This is a genomic window from Streptomyces sp. NPDC001002, assembly GCF_053599215.1.
This window is the reverse complement of sequence record NZ_JBSFLV010000005.1, coordinates 47,746-62,491: the sequence shown is the minus strand read 5'-3', so window position 1 is coordinate 62,491 and position 14,746 is coordinate 47,746. Positions and strand designations below refer to the sequence as shown.

Annotated in this window: 16 protein-coding genes; 8 read left to right on the top strand and 8 right to left on the bottom strand. The window is 70.5% G+C overall.

The window, feature by feature from the left end; translation table 11 throughout:
* Positions 1-39: 39 nt before the first annotated feature.
* Both ACWDR3_RS04340 and ACWDR3_RS04335 read right to left on the bottom strand, forming a co-directional pair.
* A complete protein-coding gene (locus tag ACWDR3_RS04340; RefSeq protein ID WP_450350672.1) occupies positions 40-1,020 on the bottom strand; it encodes a zinc-binding dehydrogenase in 981 nt (326 codons plus the stop codon).
* 120 nt (positions 1,021-1,140) lie between these two features.
* Positions 1,141-2,310, bottom strand: a complete 1,170-nt coding sequence (locus ACWDR3_RS04335; RefSeq protein WP_450350671.1) for an FAD-dependent oxidoreductase — start codon at positions 2,308-2,310, stop codon at positions 1,141-1,143.
* 149 nt (positions 2,311-2,459) lie between these two features.
* On the opposite strand from ACWDR3_RS04335, the gene ACWDR3_RS04330 reads away from it, so the two are divergent.
* On the top strand, positions 2,460-3,170 hold the full coding sequence (locus tag ACWDR3_RS04330) for a pentapeptide repeat-containing protein (RefSeq protein ID WP_450350669.1): 711 nt from the start codon (positions 2,460-2,462) through the stop codon (positions 3,168-3,170).
* A gap of 81 nt (positions 3,171-3,251) precedes the next feature.
* Here ACWDR3_RS04330 and ACWDR3_RS04325 read toward each other — a convergent pair whose 3' ends face one another.
* Entirely contained in the window at positions 3,252-4,724 is a 1,473-nt protein-coding gene (locus ACWDR3_RS04325) for an aldehyde dehydrogenase family protein (protein ID WP_450350667.1), read from the bottom strand.
* 97 nt (positions 4,725-4,821) lie between these two features.
* Between ACWDR3_RS04325 and ACWDR3_RS04320 the strand changes: the two genes are divergently transcribed.
* Positions 4,822-5,409: a TetR/AcrR family transcriptional regulator gene (locus ACWDR3_RS04320; RefSeq protein ID WP_450350665.1), complete on the top strand. Its 588-nt coding sequence runs from the start codon at positions 4,822-4,824 to the stop codon at positions 5,407-5,409.
* A gap of 110 nt (positions 5,410-5,519) precedes the next feature.
* Here the strand turns inward: ACWDR3_RS04320 and ACWDR3_RS04315 are convergent, their stop codons facing one another.
* A complete protein-coding gene (locus tag ACWDR3_RS04315) occupies positions 5,520-5,978 on the bottom strand; it encodes an SRPBCC family protein (protein ID WP_450350664.1) in 459 nt (152 codons plus the stop codon).
* Positions 5,979-6,080: 102 nt separating this feature from the next.
* Positions 6,081-6,581 carry a hypothetical protein gene (locus tag ACWDR3_RS04310; protein WP_450350662.1) on the bottom strand — a complete coding sequence of 167 codons (501 nt, stop codon included), beginning with the start codon at positions 6,579-6,581 and terminating at the stop codon, positions 6,081-6,083.
* A 53-nt stretch (positions 6,582-6,634) separates the two neighbouring features.
* On the opposite strand from ACWDR3_RS04310, the gene ACWDR3_RS04305 reads away from it, so the two are divergent.
* Positions 6,635-8,056 (top strand): M1 family metallopeptidase, encoded by a 1,422-nt coding sequence (locus ACWDR3_RS04305; protein WP_450350661.1) that lies wholly within the window; start codon positions 6,635-6,637, stop codon positions 8,054-8,056.
* A gap of 3 nt (positions 8,057-8,059) precedes the next feature.
* On the opposite strand, the gene ACWDR3_RS04300 is transcribed toward ACWDR3_RS04305, so the two are convergent.
* Positions 8,060-8,590 carry an N-acetyltransferase family protein gene (locus ACWDR3_RS04300; RefSeq protein ID WP_450350660.1) on the bottom strand — a complete coding sequence of 177 codons (531 nt, stop codon included), beginning with the start codon at positions 8,588-8,590 and terminating at the stop codon, positions 8,060-8,062.
* A gap of 190 nt (positions 8,591-8,780) precedes the next feature.
* On the opposite strand from ACWDR3_RS04300, the gene ACWDR3_RS04295 reads away from it, so the two are divergent.
* Complete coding sequence (locus ACWDR3_RS04295; protein WP_450350659.1) at positions 8,781-9,896, top strand: ABC transporter substrate-binding protein; 1,116 nt, start codon at positions 8,781-8,783, stop codon at positions 9,894-9,896.
* 239 nt (positions 9,897-10,135) lie between these two features.
* The gene (locus tag ACWDR3_RS04290; RefSeq protein WP_450350657.1) at positions 10,136-10,816 is read left to right on the top strand and encodes an HAD family hydrolase; all 681 of its coding nucleotides are present in this window, start codon (positions 10,136-10,138) and stop codon (positions 10,814-10,816) included.
* Between the two features lie 98 nt (positions 10,817-10,914).
* Here the strand turns inward: ACWDR3_RS04290 and ACWDR3_RS04285 are convergent, their stop codons facing one another.
* Positions 10,915-11,490, bottom strand: a complete 576-nt coding sequence (locus ACWDR3_RS04285) for a TerD family protein (RefSeq protein ID WP_123996707.1) — start codon at positions 11,488-11,490, stop codon at positions 10,915-10,917.
* 187 nt (positions 11,491-11,677) lie between these two features.
* Here ACWDR3_RS04285 and arfB point away from each other — a divergent pair, with 187 nt between their 5' ends.
* From arfB to ACWDR3_RS04270, 3 genes are all read left to right on the top strand, one after another.
* On the top strand, positions 11,678-12,106 hold the full coding sequence (arfB, locus tag ACWDR3_RS04280; RefSeq protein ID WP_123996708.1) for an alternative ribosome rescue aminoacyl-tRNA hydrolase ArfB: 429 nt from the start codon (positions 11,678-11,680) through the stop codon (positions 12,104-12,106).
* 149 nt (positions 12,107-12,255) lie between these two features.
* Positions 12,256-13,125: a sigma-70 family RNA polymerase sigma factor gene (locus tag ACWDR3_RS04275; RefSeq protein WP_450350656.1), complete on the top strand. Its 870-nt coding sequence runs from the start codon at positions 12,256-12,258 to the stop codon at positions 13,123-13,125.
* A gap of 75 nt (positions 13,126-13,200) precedes the next feature.
* Positions 13,201-14,184, top strand: a complete 984-nt coding sequence (locus tag ACWDR3_RS04270) for a helix-turn-helix domain-containing protein (protein ID WP_450350655.1) — start codon at positions 13,201-13,203, stop codon at positions 14,182-14,184.
* A gap of 66 nt (positions 14,185-14,250) precedes the next feature.
* Here ACWDR3_RS04270 and ACWDR3_RS04265 read toward each other — a convergent pair whose 3' ends face one another.
* The gene (locus ACWDR3_RS04265; RefSeq protein ID WP_450350654.1) at positions 14,251-14,727 is read right to left on the bottom strand and encodes a GNAT family N-acetyltransferase; all 477 of its coding nucleotides are present in this window, start codon (positions 14,725-14,727) and stop codon (positions 14,251-14,253) included.
* Positions 14,728-14,746: the final 19 nt, after the last annotated feature.

Sequence of the window (14,746 nt, the reverse complement as noted above, 5' to 3'; positions counted from 1 at the left end):
AACGGGGGCCGGTCGCATCTTCGGGTGCGGACTTGCTGGTCATGGCTCCAGTACCACCTTTCCGGTCGTCGCGCGCGTCTGGAGCGCGCGGTGCGCGGCGGCCGCCTCGGCGAGCGGGAACCGCTGCACGGCGGGGATCAGCCGGCCCTCGGCGGCCTCGGCGAGGGCGCGCAGTTCGAGGGTGCGTACGGGGTCGGGGCCGCCGGCCCGCCGCATCATCACGGGGCCCAGAACCTGCTCGGAGACCCCGTCCACGAGGTAGGGCTCGCCGCCCCGGATGCCCTCGGCGGACCACCCGAAGACGAGGTGCTTGCCGCCGGGCCCGAGCAGCCCCACGGCCTCCCGGGCGACCGCCCCGCCGACCCCGTCGAAGACGACGGTGGCGGGCCGCCCGCCCAGGAAGGCGCGCACCTTCTCCGCCCACCCCGGATCCGTGTAGTCGACGGCGAGATCGGCGCCGCCCGCCTGCACGCGCGCGACCTTCCCGGCCCCGCCGGCCAGCCCCACGACGAGGGCACCGGCGTGCTTGGCGTACTGCACGAGCAGCGTCCCGATCCCACCGGCGGCGGCCGGGATCACGACCACCGAGTCCCCGCCGAGCTCGACGAACTGCAGGATCCCCATCGCCGTACGCCCCGTCCCGATCATGGCGACGGCCTCGCCGAAGTCCAGGTTCGCCGGGATCTCGTGCACGCGGTCGACATCGGTGACGGCGAGTTCGGCGTACCCACCCGGGGCGAAGCCCAGATGCGCGACCACCCGCAGGCCGAGCCACAGCTCGGCGACCCCTTCGCCGAGCGACTCGACGACCCCGGCGACCTCACGGCCGGGCACGGTGGGCAGCACGGTCGGCCGGGGCAGCGGCCCCTGGTCGCCCTCGCGCAGAGCGGTGTCCAGCAGGTGCACTCCGGCGGCCTCGACGGCGATACGGACCTGGCCCGGGCCCGGCAGTGGGTCGGGGACCTCTTCGTAGGTGAGGTTCTCGGCCGGGCCGAAGGTGTGCAGACGGATGGCGTGCATGGTGGTTCCCCCAGCTGTCGGTGAGGCCTGCTGTCCGTGAGGCCTGCTGTCCGTGAGGCGTCCGGCGCGTGGGCCTCTTGGCTTGCGGGCCTCTTGGCTCGTGCGACCCACCCTCCAACCTCAGGCATGCTTGAGGTCAAGGGCGTCACGGCCGCGTGCGCCGAGGGCGAGGGAGACGGCGGTCAGCGCGCTGTTGAAGGAGACCTCGGACAGCACACCGGGCACCGCGACCTGGTCGCCCGCGAGATAGACGCCGTCGCCCCGCTCGACGGCCGGCCGGTCCCGCCAGCTGGAGCCGGGCGGGTCCACGGCTCCCGTACGACCGTTGGCGGTGCCCTCGCGCCGCCAGGTAACGCGCTCGCGCCAGCCCTCGAAGCCGAGGTCGAGGAGCTGTTCGGCGCGGGCGACACCGTCGGCCCGGCGTTCGTGCGGAGCGAGCGGGATCTGTCCTTGCAGGAGCTGCTCGCCGGCCGGCGCGAGGGTCCGGTCCTGCGCGGTGAACCGCTCGATCCAGCCGGGGGAGTCCAGGTCGGACACCGCGAAGGCGTCCCCGCGCCGGGTCCGCAGGGCGAGGTCGAGCAGTGCGGTACGGCCGCTCGGCCAGGTCAGGGAGTCGTCCCCGAGCAGCCGCCGGGCCGCGTCGAGGGAGGTGGCGACGACGACCGGCCCATCGGTCGGCAGGGTGTCGACGCGCGCCAGCGTCTCCATCCGCACGCCCAGATTCCAGGCCCGCGCGGCCATCCGGTCGATCACGGTCGCCCAGCCGCCGCGCGGATAGTGCGCCTCGGGCGGCAACCTGGTCGCCCGCCGCAACCGCTCCTGCACGAACGCGGCGGACAGTGCGCCGGGATCGTGATGGAAGAGCGCCACGGCGGAGTAGTTGGCGGCGGCTCGCGCCCCTTCCTCCCCCGCGATTCCGGTGGCCCAAGTGCGGAAGTCGACGTCCACAGGCGCCTGTTGGACACCCGGCCGCAGCAGCTTGAGCATCGCGAACGGCGGGGTCCGGCGCAGCACGCCCTGGTGCCGCAGCCGCATCCGGGCCGCCTCCAACGGCGGCACCGGCGCGAGCGGCCCGATCAGATCCCGCTGCCTGAGCCAGGTCCAGTGCGGGCCGCCGCTGTACAGCGCGTGCGGTCCGTCGTTCGTCCGATACGGCCCCTCGGCGGTCCGCGCCCGCCCGCCGAGGGTGTGATGCGCTTCGTACACGGTCACCTTGGCGCCCGCCTCGGCAGCGGTGACGGCCGCGGTCAGTCCGGCGAACCCGCCGCCGATGACGGTGATGCGGTGCATGGATGGCTCTCCCTCGGATCGGGTCCCGCTCTGTACGGCCTTTCTCCCTGTACGACTGATCGGGGCCCGGAAATGTGACATGAGGGTGCGTAGTCGCTGGTCAGAGCCCGGCCCGGGGGATTGTCAGTGGCGGGGTGCAGGATGGGCCCATGGCGAGGAGAGCGACGAGTGGTGCGGGCGGAACGGGCGCGACGGGCACGGGTGCCACGGCGGTGAAGGCGGCGCGCCGCCCGGAGATCCGCCTTCCCCCGCTGGAGCCCTTCAGGGACGGGGAGTTGGCGCCGGACGGCGACTACGACGGCCTGGAGCTGCGGGAGTTGGACCTCGCCGGGCAGGACGGCGGGGGCGCCCGCTTCATGGACTGCGCGCTGACGGGGTGCGCGCTGGACGAGACGCGACTGCACCACGCCCGCGTCCTGGACTCCGTCCTGACCGGCCTACGGGGAGTCGGCACCGACCTCGCCGAGTCCACCTTCCGTGACGTCGAGCTGATCGACGCCCGCCTGGGCGGCACCCAGCTGCACGGCGCCGTACTGGAACGGGTGGTGATCCGCGGCGGCAAGATCGACTACCTCAACCTGCGCACGGCGAGGCTCAAGGACGTCGTCTTCGAGTCCTGCGTCCTGGTGGAACCGGACTTCGGCGGCGCCCGCCTGGAACGCGTGGAGTTCGTGGACTGCGCCCTGAGACAGGTGGACCTGACGGGCGCGGTCCTGAAGGACGTGGACCTCAGGGGCGCGGCGGAACTGGACATCGCACGGGGCGTGGGCCAACTGGCCGGCTCGGTGATCAGCCCGGCCCAACTGGTGGATCTGGCGGCGGTGTTGGCGGGGGAGCTGGGGATCAGGGTGGAAGGCTGAGGGCTCAAGGGGGGCGCGCCTTCACCTCTGAGGGCCAAAGGAGGCGTGCCTTCACCTCTGAGGGCTCAAGGGGGCGTGCCCTCACCTCGGCCGTGCGGTGCCGTACCTCTTCAGGACCTGGAACTGTTCCAGGGCCGCGGAACCGCCGAAGCTGCCGTATCCGCTCTGCTTGACCGGTGTTCCGGCCAGCTGGGAGGTCGTCATCCCGTGCGCGTTGAACCAGACCTCGCCCATGCGCAGTTCGCGGCCGACCCGGCGGGCCCGGAAGTCGTCGGCGGTGAACACCGAGGCGGCCAGGCCGAAATCGGTGGCGTTGGCCCGCCGGATCGCGTCGGCCTCGTCCTCGAAGACCTCGAAGGTCTGCACCGGGCCGAACACCTCCTCCTGGACGAGGGGCACGTCGACGTCGTCGGTCTCGACGAGGGACGGCCGGTAGAACGCGCCGTCGCGCAGCTCGGGCTCGTCCGGAATCCCGCCGCGGACCAGCACCTTCGCATAGCCGGCCGCCTCCTCGACGAGGCGGTCCACCCGGTCGACGGCCGCCTTGTCGATCAGCGGGCCGAGCTGACTGGCCGGGTCGTCGGCGGGGCCGACCCGCACCGACCGCAGCGCGGCGCTGAGCTTGGTGCGGAGTTCGTCGGCCACCGCCCGGTGCACCAGCACGCGTGACCCGGTGGCGCAGTACTGGCCGTTCATGAGGGTGGCCGCCCGGACCACGACCGGCACGATGGCGTCGACGTCCACGTCGTCGAAGATCAACAGCGGTGTCTTGCCGCCGAGTTCGAGCGTCGTCCGCTTGACCCGGGCCGCCGCCCCGGAGGCCACCAGCCGGCCGACCCTGGTGCTGCCGGTGTAGCTCAGCACGTCGACCTCGGGTGAGTCGACCAGCAGCGGCGCGACCTCGTTGCCCGCCTCGGTGAGGAGGCTGAGCACCCCGGGCGGCAGGGAGACGGTCTCCGCCACGGTCTCGGCCAGCAGCGTGTTGGTGAGCGCCGTCTGCCCCGGCAGCTTCACGACGGCCGTGCAGCCCGCCGCGAGCGCGGGCCCGATCGCGCGCACGGCGAGCAGCAGCGGCCCGTTCCACGGCACGATGATCCCGACCACGCCGGCCGGTTCCGGTACGGCGTGCCAGTACGTCTCCGGCGCCTGCTCAAGGGCCTGCCCGCCGGTCTGGACCCGCGCCCGGGCCGCGTTCAGGCGCAGCAGGCGCGCGGCCATCTCGGCTTCCATCCGCGTCTCCCAGAGGAGCCTGCCGGTCTCCCGGGAGAGCAGGTGCCCGAGTTCGTCGGTGCGGCGCTCGACGCGGTCCGCGAACTCGTCGAGCGCCCGGGCCCGCGGCTCGGCCAGGCGCGACCAGCCGGTGGTGTCGAACGCCTCCCGGGCGGCCGTGATCGCGGACCGCGCCTCGGCGGCGCCCGCGGAGTGGAAGGTGCCGACCGCCTTGCCCGTCGAGGGGTCGAGGGACTCGTGTATCTCGCCGCCGAAGTTCCACCGGCCGTCGATCCAGTTCCCCGCAGGGGTGGAGCGGGTGGCTCCGACAAGGGATGTGTTCATGGTTGGCCCTCTCCTCACAGGAAGCGGATAATTATCCGTTCTGGTCTCGGAAACGTACCGGATAATTATCCGCTCGGCAAGAAAGTAGCCTGTGACCATGACAACGGAGCCCATCAGCTCGCGCCGAGCGGATACGCGACGCAACCGCGAGCGCATCCTCGCCGCCGCCGAGCGGGCGTTGGCCGAGTCGGGCGAGGTCTCCTTCAACGCCATCGCGAAGGCGGCCGGAGTCGGCGTCGGCACGATCTACCGGCACTTCCCGACGCCCGAAGCGCTCGTCCTCGCGGTCTACCAGGCCGAAGTGCGGCACCTCATCGAGATCGTGCCGAGCCTGATCGAGGCGCACCCGCCGCAGGAGGCCTTCCGGATCTGGGTCACCGACCACCTGGCCCACTACATGGCGACGAAGCGCGGCCTGGGCGACGCGCTGCGGGCCGCGGCGACCGGCGGCGAGGTGTACAACCGGGCCTACGAGGAGGTCACCGTCGCGCTGGCCGCGCTGGTGAGAGCCAACGTCGAGGCGGGCACCGTGCGCGCGGACCTGGACCCGCGCACGGTCATGCGGGGCCTGGGCGGGCTGCTCCTCCTGGACCCGGGCGGTGACCAGCGGGCCCAGATCGCGGACCTCACGGATCTGCTGTGGCGGGGAATGCGCGCGAACTCGCAGGGCCCTGGGGACTCCTGAAGCCCGCGGGTCCTGAAGCCCGCGGGTCCTGAAGCCCGCGGGTCCCCAAGCCCCCAGGCCTCGAAATCCCCAGACCTCGAAGCCCGCGGAGCCCCAAGGCCCCCGGGCCTCTAGGCCGGCTTGGTCTCCGCCTCCACCGCCGTCTTGATCCGCTGGCCGAACGCGGGCGCGTCCTTGCGGGCCGCGGCCGCCGCGAAGCCCACCAGCAGCTTTCCGATGCCGTGGCCTTCGAGGACGTTGTAGATCCGCACGCGGGTCGTGCCGGGACCGGTGGACTCCAGGTCGTAGCCGCCCTCGTCCGCCGTCACGGAGTTCTTCGAGGTCTCCGCCCAGCGGATCCGACGGGGCGCCTCGAACTCGGTGATCCGGAACGTCCGGGCCGACTTCATGCCGGCGTCCTTGACCGTGCTGGTGAAGACCGTGCCCACGGCCGTCGGCCCTTCCGGGCTCTTCGCGATCGACTGGACCCGAGGGCTGAACTTGGGGTCGTTCGTCCCCTCGGCGAGGAAGGCGAAGACGTCCTCGATGGAGCGGTTGATGTCGGTTGTCGCCTCGAACTGGCCGGCCACGGTTCCTCCTGTGCTGCGTATCGCGGAAGCTCCTGCGGAGTGCGCACTGGTACCCGAGCGTCTTCAGCCTATCGGCGGGACCGTGTCTGTGCCCCTCGTGAGTCAGTCCACCCGGGGAAACTTGGCCTGCAGGGCCCAGATCGCCGGGTTCTCGCCGAGGTCCTCGTGCAGGTCCACCAGGTCGGCGATCAGGTCCTGGAGGAAGTCCCGTGCCTCGCGCCGCAGTTCGCCGTGGGAGAAGGACAGCGGTGGCTCGTCGGCCGGCATCCAGTCCGACTCGACGTCCACCCACCCGAACCGCCGCTCGAAGAGCATGCGGTCGGTGGTCTCCGTGAAGTCCAGCTCCGCCCGCTGCGGACGCGCGGCACGCGATCCCGCCGGGTCCTTGTCCAGCTGTTCCACGATGTCGCACAACGCCCACGCGAAGTCGAGCACCGGCACCCATCCCCAGGCTGTGGACAGTTCCCGGTCGGCCTTGGTGTCGGCGAGATAGACGTCCCCGCAGAACAGGTCGTGCCGCAGGGCGTGGACGTCCACGCGGCGGTAGTCCGTCTGGGGCGGGTCGGGGAAACGGTTGGAGAGGGCGTAGCCGATGTCGAGCACGTACGCGATGGTGTCACGCCGTGCCGGCCCCCCGGCCGCCTAGGATCACGGACGTGCCCCGATCCGTCCCCCTCGCCCCGGCCGCCCTGCTGCTCACCGTCCTCCTGGCCGGGGGCGGTCTCGCCGGATGCGACGGCGGGGTCCGGGGCACACCGGGCGGCTCCGGCGTACGGGACCCGTACTTCCCCAAGGCGGGCAACGGCGGTTACGACGTCACGCACTACGACCTGACCCTCGCGTACGACCCGAAGGACGGCGAGCGGCAGGGCGGTCGCCTCACCGGCACGGCGACCGTCACCGCCCGCGCCACCCATGACCTCTCCGCCTTCGACCTCGACCTCAGGGGTCTGGACGTGACGGACGTCAGCGTCGAGGGCCGCCCCGCCCGCTGGAACCGCGCCGGCCAGGAACTCACCGTCCGCCCCCACGACGACCTCGACGAGGGCGAGACCTTCCGCACCACCGTCCGCTACCGGGGCACCCCGCAGACGATCACCGACCCCGACGGCTCCAAGGAGGGCTGGCTCCCGACCGCGGACGGCGCCCTCGCCCTGGGCGAGCCGATCGGCTCCACGACGTGGTTCCCGGGCAATCACCACCCCTCCGACAAGGCGACCTACGACATCGCGGTGACAGTTCCCAAGGGCCTGCAGGCGGTCTCCAACGGCGAGTTGACGAGCGAGACGACGGCCGGAAGCCGGACCACCTTCCGCTGGCACACCGCCGAACCCATGGCGAGCTACGTGGCCACGATCGCCGTGGGCCACTACGACATCAGCCGCTCGACGACCACCGACGGCCTGCCGATCTACACCGCCGTGGACCCGACGGTGAAGGCGGCGAGCCGCAAGGTGCTGGCCCGACTCCCCGAGATCATGGACTGGGCGCGCTACAACTTCGGCCCGTACCCCTTCTCCTCCACCGGCGCGATCGTCGACCGCCCGGACGACGCCGAGTACGCCCTGGAGACCCAGAACCGCCCGATCTTCCCCGGCGCCCCCGACACCGAGACCCTCGTCCACGAACTGGCCCACCAGTGGTACGGCGACTCCGTCACCCCGAAGACCTGGCGGGACATGTGGCTGAACGAGGGCTTCGCCACGTACGCGGAGTGGCTGTGGGACGAGGACCACGACGGCGACACGGCGGAGCAGACCTTCCACCACCTCTACGCGCACGGCGAGGACGACTACGAGGACCTGTGGGCCTTCCCGCCCGCACGCCCGAGCGGCCCCGGCCACGTCTCCGACACCCCCGTCTACCTGCGCGGCGCGATGGTCCTCCACAAGATCCGCCAGACTGTCGGCGACGACACCTTCTACGACATCGTCCAGGGCTGGGCGGCCACCCACCGCCACGGCAACGCGGACACGGCGGACTTCACGGCGTACGTCGAGAAGCAGGCGCCGGACAAGGACTTCACCGGAATCTGGAAGACCTGGCTGTACGGAGACGGCAAGCCGGCCCACCCGTGAGGCTCACGCGAGCCCTCCACCGCCCAACTCCTTGCGCAACACCGAGCAGGGCCGGGCGAGTTGGAGGTCGGGCCGATGTCCGATCACCTCGTAGCCGAGGGCCTGCCAGAAGGCGAGCCCGTCGGGATTGGCATCAAGTACGGCCAGCCGCAGGGCATCCCGCCCGGCCGCCCGGAACCGCTCCTCGACGAGACCGGCCAACTGCCGCCCGTACCCCTTCCGTTGAGCCCCCGCGTCGATGAGCAGCAGCCCGATCCACGGGTCGGGATCGGCCGGGTCGGGGTGCCGGTCGAGCGTGATCGCCACCCCGACCAGCCGCCCCGCACTCCGCGCCAGCAGCACCTCCACGTCCGGGTTCGCCAACTCGTCCGCCAACGCGACCGCGACCTGCTCGGGCCGGATGTCGTCCGGATCCGGGAAGTCCCCGCTCAGCGCGTGGAACTCCCGGTTGGAGGCGTAGAGAGCGGTGAGCTCGGTGAGGAGGGGCGCCGGGATGTCGTGATCGGGGGTGAGGGGGAGGGGAGTGAGGTCCATGGGCGGCAACTTATCGGCTCCGGCGCCCCTTGGAAGGTCGTCCTGTCTTTATGGAATATTGATATCTCTGCCCGAAAGGGCAGAGCTGAACAGGTCCGCTGTCAATAACCTGTCATCCGCTCTCAGGCCGGCGATGCCGTGGCAGGGTTTCACGTCAAAGAACGTCAAAGAATTGGCGTGGCCCAATCCAATGGAGGGCACATTGAATATCTCTGATTCGGTGACAGGTGCTATTGGCCGACGTGGCATCCTCAAATACGCCGCGGTCGGCGCGGCAGGCGTGAGCGTTTCGGCGATCGCGCAGAACAGAGCGTTCGCGGCGCCGGCCGCGACGGTGAGCGGTGATTCGGCCGATTACCTGCAGCAGCTGTACCAGGACGCGCTCGACGAGGGCGGCAAGCTGGTCGTGTGGGCGGGCGGTAGCTCCCCCAACCAGGAGGCCGGGACCCGGCAGGCGTTCGTCACCGCGTTTCCCGGGATCGACGCCGTCTTCACCGTCCGCTACAGCCCGGTGCAAAGCGCCCTGATCAACCGGCAGTTGACCCTCGGCGGCCTGGAGCCGGACGTCGCCCAGCTCCAGACGCTGTACGACTTCGACCACTGGAAGTCCCAGAACGCGCTCCTGCCGTACCGGCCGCCGGGCGCCCAAGCGGTGTTCTCGCAGTACCGGGACTCCGACTACGCCTATATCGGCCTCCTGGGCCGTTCCTTCGGCCGCGTCAGCAACAGCGACCTCGTCACCGAGGCCGAGGCGCCCAGAGACGCCGGTGACTTTCTGACGACCGCGTTCCGCGACAAGATCGTGGTCCCGGACCCCACCTCGGAAGACGCCATCCTGTTCGCGTTCTACCTGGTGACACAGAAATACGGGCTCCGCTACATGGAGCAGTTCATGGACCAGAACCCACTCATCGTCGCGAACGGAGGCGTGGCCATCGCGTCGATGGTCAGCGGCCAGCGCACGGTGAGCCTCTCCAGCCTCGCCCCGTTCGTCCCCACCCCGGGCCAGCCCCTTCGCTACGTCGTCCCGAGGACGGACCAGTTCATGAGCTGGCCCCAAACTGCGGCGATCTTCCGCAAGGCGAACCACCCCGCGGCCGCGAAGCTCTATATCGCCTGGCAACTGACGGCGGAACGCCAGAGCACGGGCTTCCAATGGCCGACCCGCCGCGACGTCACACCTCCCGGCGGCTGGAATCCGATCACCGAATACAACACTTCACTGACCGGATTCCGAGAATTCCTACGAGACCGAGCCGAGGTCGAACGCTTCCGCGCGGTGATCAAAACGTTCGTCGCCCCATAGAGCCACATAGAGTCCAATAGAGCGGGCTCCGGGAATTCGTGAGGCCGCGTTTTCGGTGTCCCGGTAGCGCGCCAGGTTGTTTCTGGGAAACGCACGGCGAGGGTCGGTGAGGGTTCTTTCCACCATGTGTTCTTTGGGAAAGACGTCCCGTCGCACCGGAGCACGGTTCGTCGAGATCCGGTGAGTGTCCGGCTCGAAGAGGGGTCGACCAGTGGGCGTCCGGTCAACAGACTGGGCGGGTGACGACACCGTCGGCCTCTCCCGACCATCTCCGTGCTGTTCTCTTCGACTCGGGCGGCGTGCTGATGCGGCCGATCGGCGGTCGTTGGAACCCGCGAGCGGACTTCGAGCAGACCGTCCTCGCCCACGCCCCGTCGATCACACCGGAACAGTTCGCGGCGGCCATCAGTGCGGGCGACCACTTCTTCGCCACCTCGTCATCGACGCCTGACTACGAGGATTACCACCGGGTGATGCTCCGCCACCTCGGCGTGGACCCGACCTCGCGACTTCTCGCCGACTTGGGCCGCGAAGTCGCCCCGACCGTGTTCCTGGAGACGTACCCGGACGTCGTGGAAACCCTGGAGGAGCTGAGCCGGCGGGGGGTGCGGATGGCCGTGGTGTCCGACTCCTGGGCCGGTTTGCCCGACCTCCACGCCGGACTCGGGATCCGCCGGTTCTTCGAGGCGTATGCAATCTCCGCCGTCCTCGGCTGCAACAAGCCGGACCCGCGCATGTACCACCACGCCAGCGCCGCGCTGGACCTCGCTCCTGCTCAGTGTCTGTTCGTCGATGACGATCCGGACCTGGTCGCCGCGGCGATCCGACTCGGCTATGCAGGACGTGCGCTGTGCCGGGACTCGGCCGTCTCGGACGTGCCCTCCATCACCTCCCTCACCGAACTCCTGCATTTCTTCTGACACATCAGGCCCGGTGGATGCGGACGTTGTCCAAGCAGCGAAAACGCCGGAGCCCCCGGTCATGGCGACCAGGGGGCTCCAGTTCAGCTGGCGGTAGCTCAGACGCTCACGCCGAAGTCCTGGGCGATGCCCACCAGGCCCGAGGCGTAGCCCTGGCCTACCGCGCGGAACTTCCACTCGGCGCCGTTGCGGTACAGCTCGCCGAAGACCATCGCCGTCTCCGTGGCCGCGTCCTCCGAGAGGTCGTAGCGGGCGATCTCGGCGCCGCCCGCCTGGTTGACGATGCGGATGTAGGCGTTGCGGACCTGGCCGAAGTTCTGCGAGCGGTTCTCGGCGTCGTAGATGGAGACCGGGAAGACGATCTTCTCGACGTCGGCCGGGAGGCCCGCCAGATTGACGTTGATCGCCTCGTCGTCGCCCTCGCCCTCACCCGTGCGGTTGTCGCCGGTGTGGACGATGGTCTGGTCAGGCGTCTGCTTGTTGTTGAAGAAGACGAAGTGACCGTCCGAGTAGACCTTGCCCTGCGGGTTGACCGCGATCGCCGAGGCGTCGAGGTCGAAGTCCGTGCCGGTGGTGGTGCGGACGTCCCAGCCGAGGCCCACGGTGACGGCCGTCAGGCCCGGGGCCTCCTTGGTGAGCGAGACGTTGCCACCCTTGGACAGGCTTACAGCCATTGTTGGGAGTCCCTTCCCTCGTTACGTCGTACGGGCTTCGCACTGTGGACGAAGCTACCGTCACCCGTATGAACGCCGCGGGGGGTCCCCAAGGTTCCGCACCCCTTTACCTTTTTTACCAACCGTTCGGCGGCTCGCCCGTGAAAACGGGGTGACGTGGACCGGACAGACCCGCGACCATGGAGTCATGTCCGGTCCCTATGCCATCCGCGGCTCCGTCTCGCTCCCCGAGGCCGAGCTCATCTGGCGTTTCTCGCGCTCCTCCGGGCCCGGCGGGCAGCACGTCAATACCACCGACTCCCAGGTGGAGCTCCGCTTCGACCTGGCCAAGACCGAGTCGCTGCCCGAGGTGTGGAAGGCACGCGCGCTGGAGCGGCTGGCCGGCCGGCTCGTCGACGGCGTGATCAGCGTCCGTTCCTCCGAGCACCGGTCCCAGTGGCGCAACCGCGAGACCGCGGCCGTACGGCTGGCCGCGCTGCTCGCCGAGGCCACCGCGCCGCCGCCCAAGCCGCGCCGGGCGACCCGTATCCCGCGCGGGATCAACGAACGCCGGCTGCGCGAGAAGAAGCAGCGCTCCGACACGAAGCGGGGACGACAGGGGAAGGGCTGGGGCTGAGCCCCGGCTCGCACGTCTTGCCCGTACTCCTTACTTGTGGCCCGTATTCGTAGAACGGCCTGTGTCCTGTAGTTGTCACATCCCCCCTCCGCCCTTCGTCATGCCGTCGACGGCGGACACCGGACGACGACGGGCAAGGGGCTGTGGCCATGGACGCGAACGAAACCGAATTCCTCGCGCTGCGATTCGAGTCGCACCGAAGCCGTCTCCGTGCCGTCGCCCACCGCATGCTCGGCTCGTTCGCCGAGGCCGATGACGCGGTGCAGGAGGCGTGGTTCCGGCTCGTGCGGACCGATGCCCGGCAGGTGGAGAACCTCGGGGGCTGGCTGACGACCGTCGTCGGCCGGGTCTGCCTGGACATGCTGCGCTCGCGCAGGTCCCGCGCGGAGGAGCCGCTGGAGACCCACGCGCGCGTGCCGGCCGTGGACGCCGCCGATCCCGAACAGGACACGCTGCTCGCCGACTCGGTGGGCGTCGCGCTGCTCGTCGTACTGGAGACGCTGTCCCCGCCCGAGCGGCTCGCGTTCGTGCTGCACGATCTGTTCGGGGTGTCGTACGAGGAGGTCGGGACCGTCGTGGGGCGCTCCCCGGTGGCGGCGCGGCAGTTGGCCAGCCGGGCCCGGCGCCGGGTGCGGGGCGCCGAGGCCCCCGGCGCCGACCGGGCGCGGCAGTGGCAGGTCGTGGACGCGTTCCTGGCGGCCACCCGGGAGGGCGACTTCGCGGCCCTGGTCGAACTGCTCGACCCCGACGTCATCGCCCGCGCCGACACCGGCGTCACCTCGGGCGCGACGGCGGTGGCCAAGGGCGCGGCGACGTACGGACGGTACGCGGGCGTCTCCCGTCCCGCGCTGGTCGACGGCGTCCCGGGCGTCGCCGCGTTCGTCGACGACCACCTCGACCGCGCGCTGACCTTCACCTTCGTACGGAACCGGATCGCCGTGATCGACATCGTGACCGCCCCCGACCTGGTCGCCCGCCTCGACGTCCGGCTCCGTCGGCCCGCAAGTCCGCGAGGATGAGGGCCGCCCACCGTCGGTGAGCTTGTCCGGACGATGGCTGGTATCGCACTCCTGACGACAGCACCATGACGGGCTATGGACGTAGTCAGCACGGCCGATGTGTCGCCGGGAGAGGCTTTCGACTTCTGGCGTGAGGTCAGTTCGAGGCTCTGGGTGCCCTATGACTTACGGTGCGACCCTCAGGTGGAGACGGGTTTCAGAGCCCAGGTCGGCGTGTGCGATGTCGGCTCCGTGCAGACAACGCTGATGACCACGGCGGCGCACGGTGTCCACCGCACGCCCAAGCTGATTCGCCGGACCGATCCCGAAGTACTCAAGGTGGGCTGCATCCTGCGCGGCCGCGGGCGGATCACCCAGGCGCAGCGGTGCGCGGAGTTCGGAGTCGGAGACCTCATCCTCTTCGACCCCTCACGCCCCTACGTCTCCGAGTTCGCGCCGGACGTTCCGGGCAGCCAGCAGTTGCTCCTACTGCGCTTCCCGCGCTCCCTGTTGGCGCTGCGCGACCAGGACGTGCAACGGCTCAGCGCCGTACGCATCCCGGGTGACCAGGGCATCGGCGCGCTGTCGTCGCAGTTCCTGCGGCAGCTTGCCCGGCAGCTGTCCGGCCTCAGTCCGGCGCAGACCTCCCGGCTGTCCACCCTTACCCTCGACGTACTGTCCACGGCACTGGCAGACGCGCTCGACGCCCCGAGAACGGTGGCGCCCCACACTCGCCAGCGTGCGCTGACGGCCCGGATCCACGTCTTCGTCCAGGACAATCTCGGTGATCCGCACCTCACCCCGGACGCGATCGCCGCCGCCCATCACATCTCCCTGCGCTATCTGCACAGGCTCTTCCAGCACGAGGGGCAGACCGTCGCCGGCTGGATCCGCGGGCGTCGCCTTGAGCAGTGCCGGCGCGATCTCGCTGATGTCCAGTTGGCTTCGCGCCCTATTCAGGCGATCGCGGCGCGATGGGGATTCTCCAGCCCCGCGCACTTCAGCCAGACCTTCCGCAACGCCTACGGCCTCACTCCGCGCGAGTACCGCCGGCAGCACGGGACAGTGCATCCCGGCTGACAACGTCACGCGGCCCGCAGGCCGGGGCGGTACGTGTGACCTGCCCGGCGAAAGACGGACCCGGCGCTAGTCGAGGTCCAGCACGCCCACCGTCTCCCCCTCGGAGAGCTCCCCGTTGGGGCGGAAGCCGAGGCGGAGGTAGAAGTTCTCCGGGCCGTGCTCGCCGGGGTGCCAGGTGACGTAGAGCTCCTTGCCGCCCCGGCGGCGGATCTCGGCGGCGACGGACTCCACGGCGAACCGGCCGTATCCGCGGCCCTGTTCGTCGGCGGCGATGTTCAGGCGCCACAGGCCGGAGCGGAAGAGGCTGCCGTCGGTGTGCCAGTCGATGTCGAAGAAGGCCATCAGGAACCCGACCGGGCGCTCGCCGTCGACGATCAGCCGCGGCCAGGCGACCCCGGCGGGACGCACGTACGCCTCGGCGAGGGACTGCAGGACCGGCGAGACGGCGAACTCCTGCTCCGGGCGGACCCGGATGCCGGTCGCGGCCTCGAAGGTGCGCGGGGTGATCTCTTCGAGGTGCAGCCATGGGGTCGTCGTCGCCATGCGCGCACCCTAGGCAGGC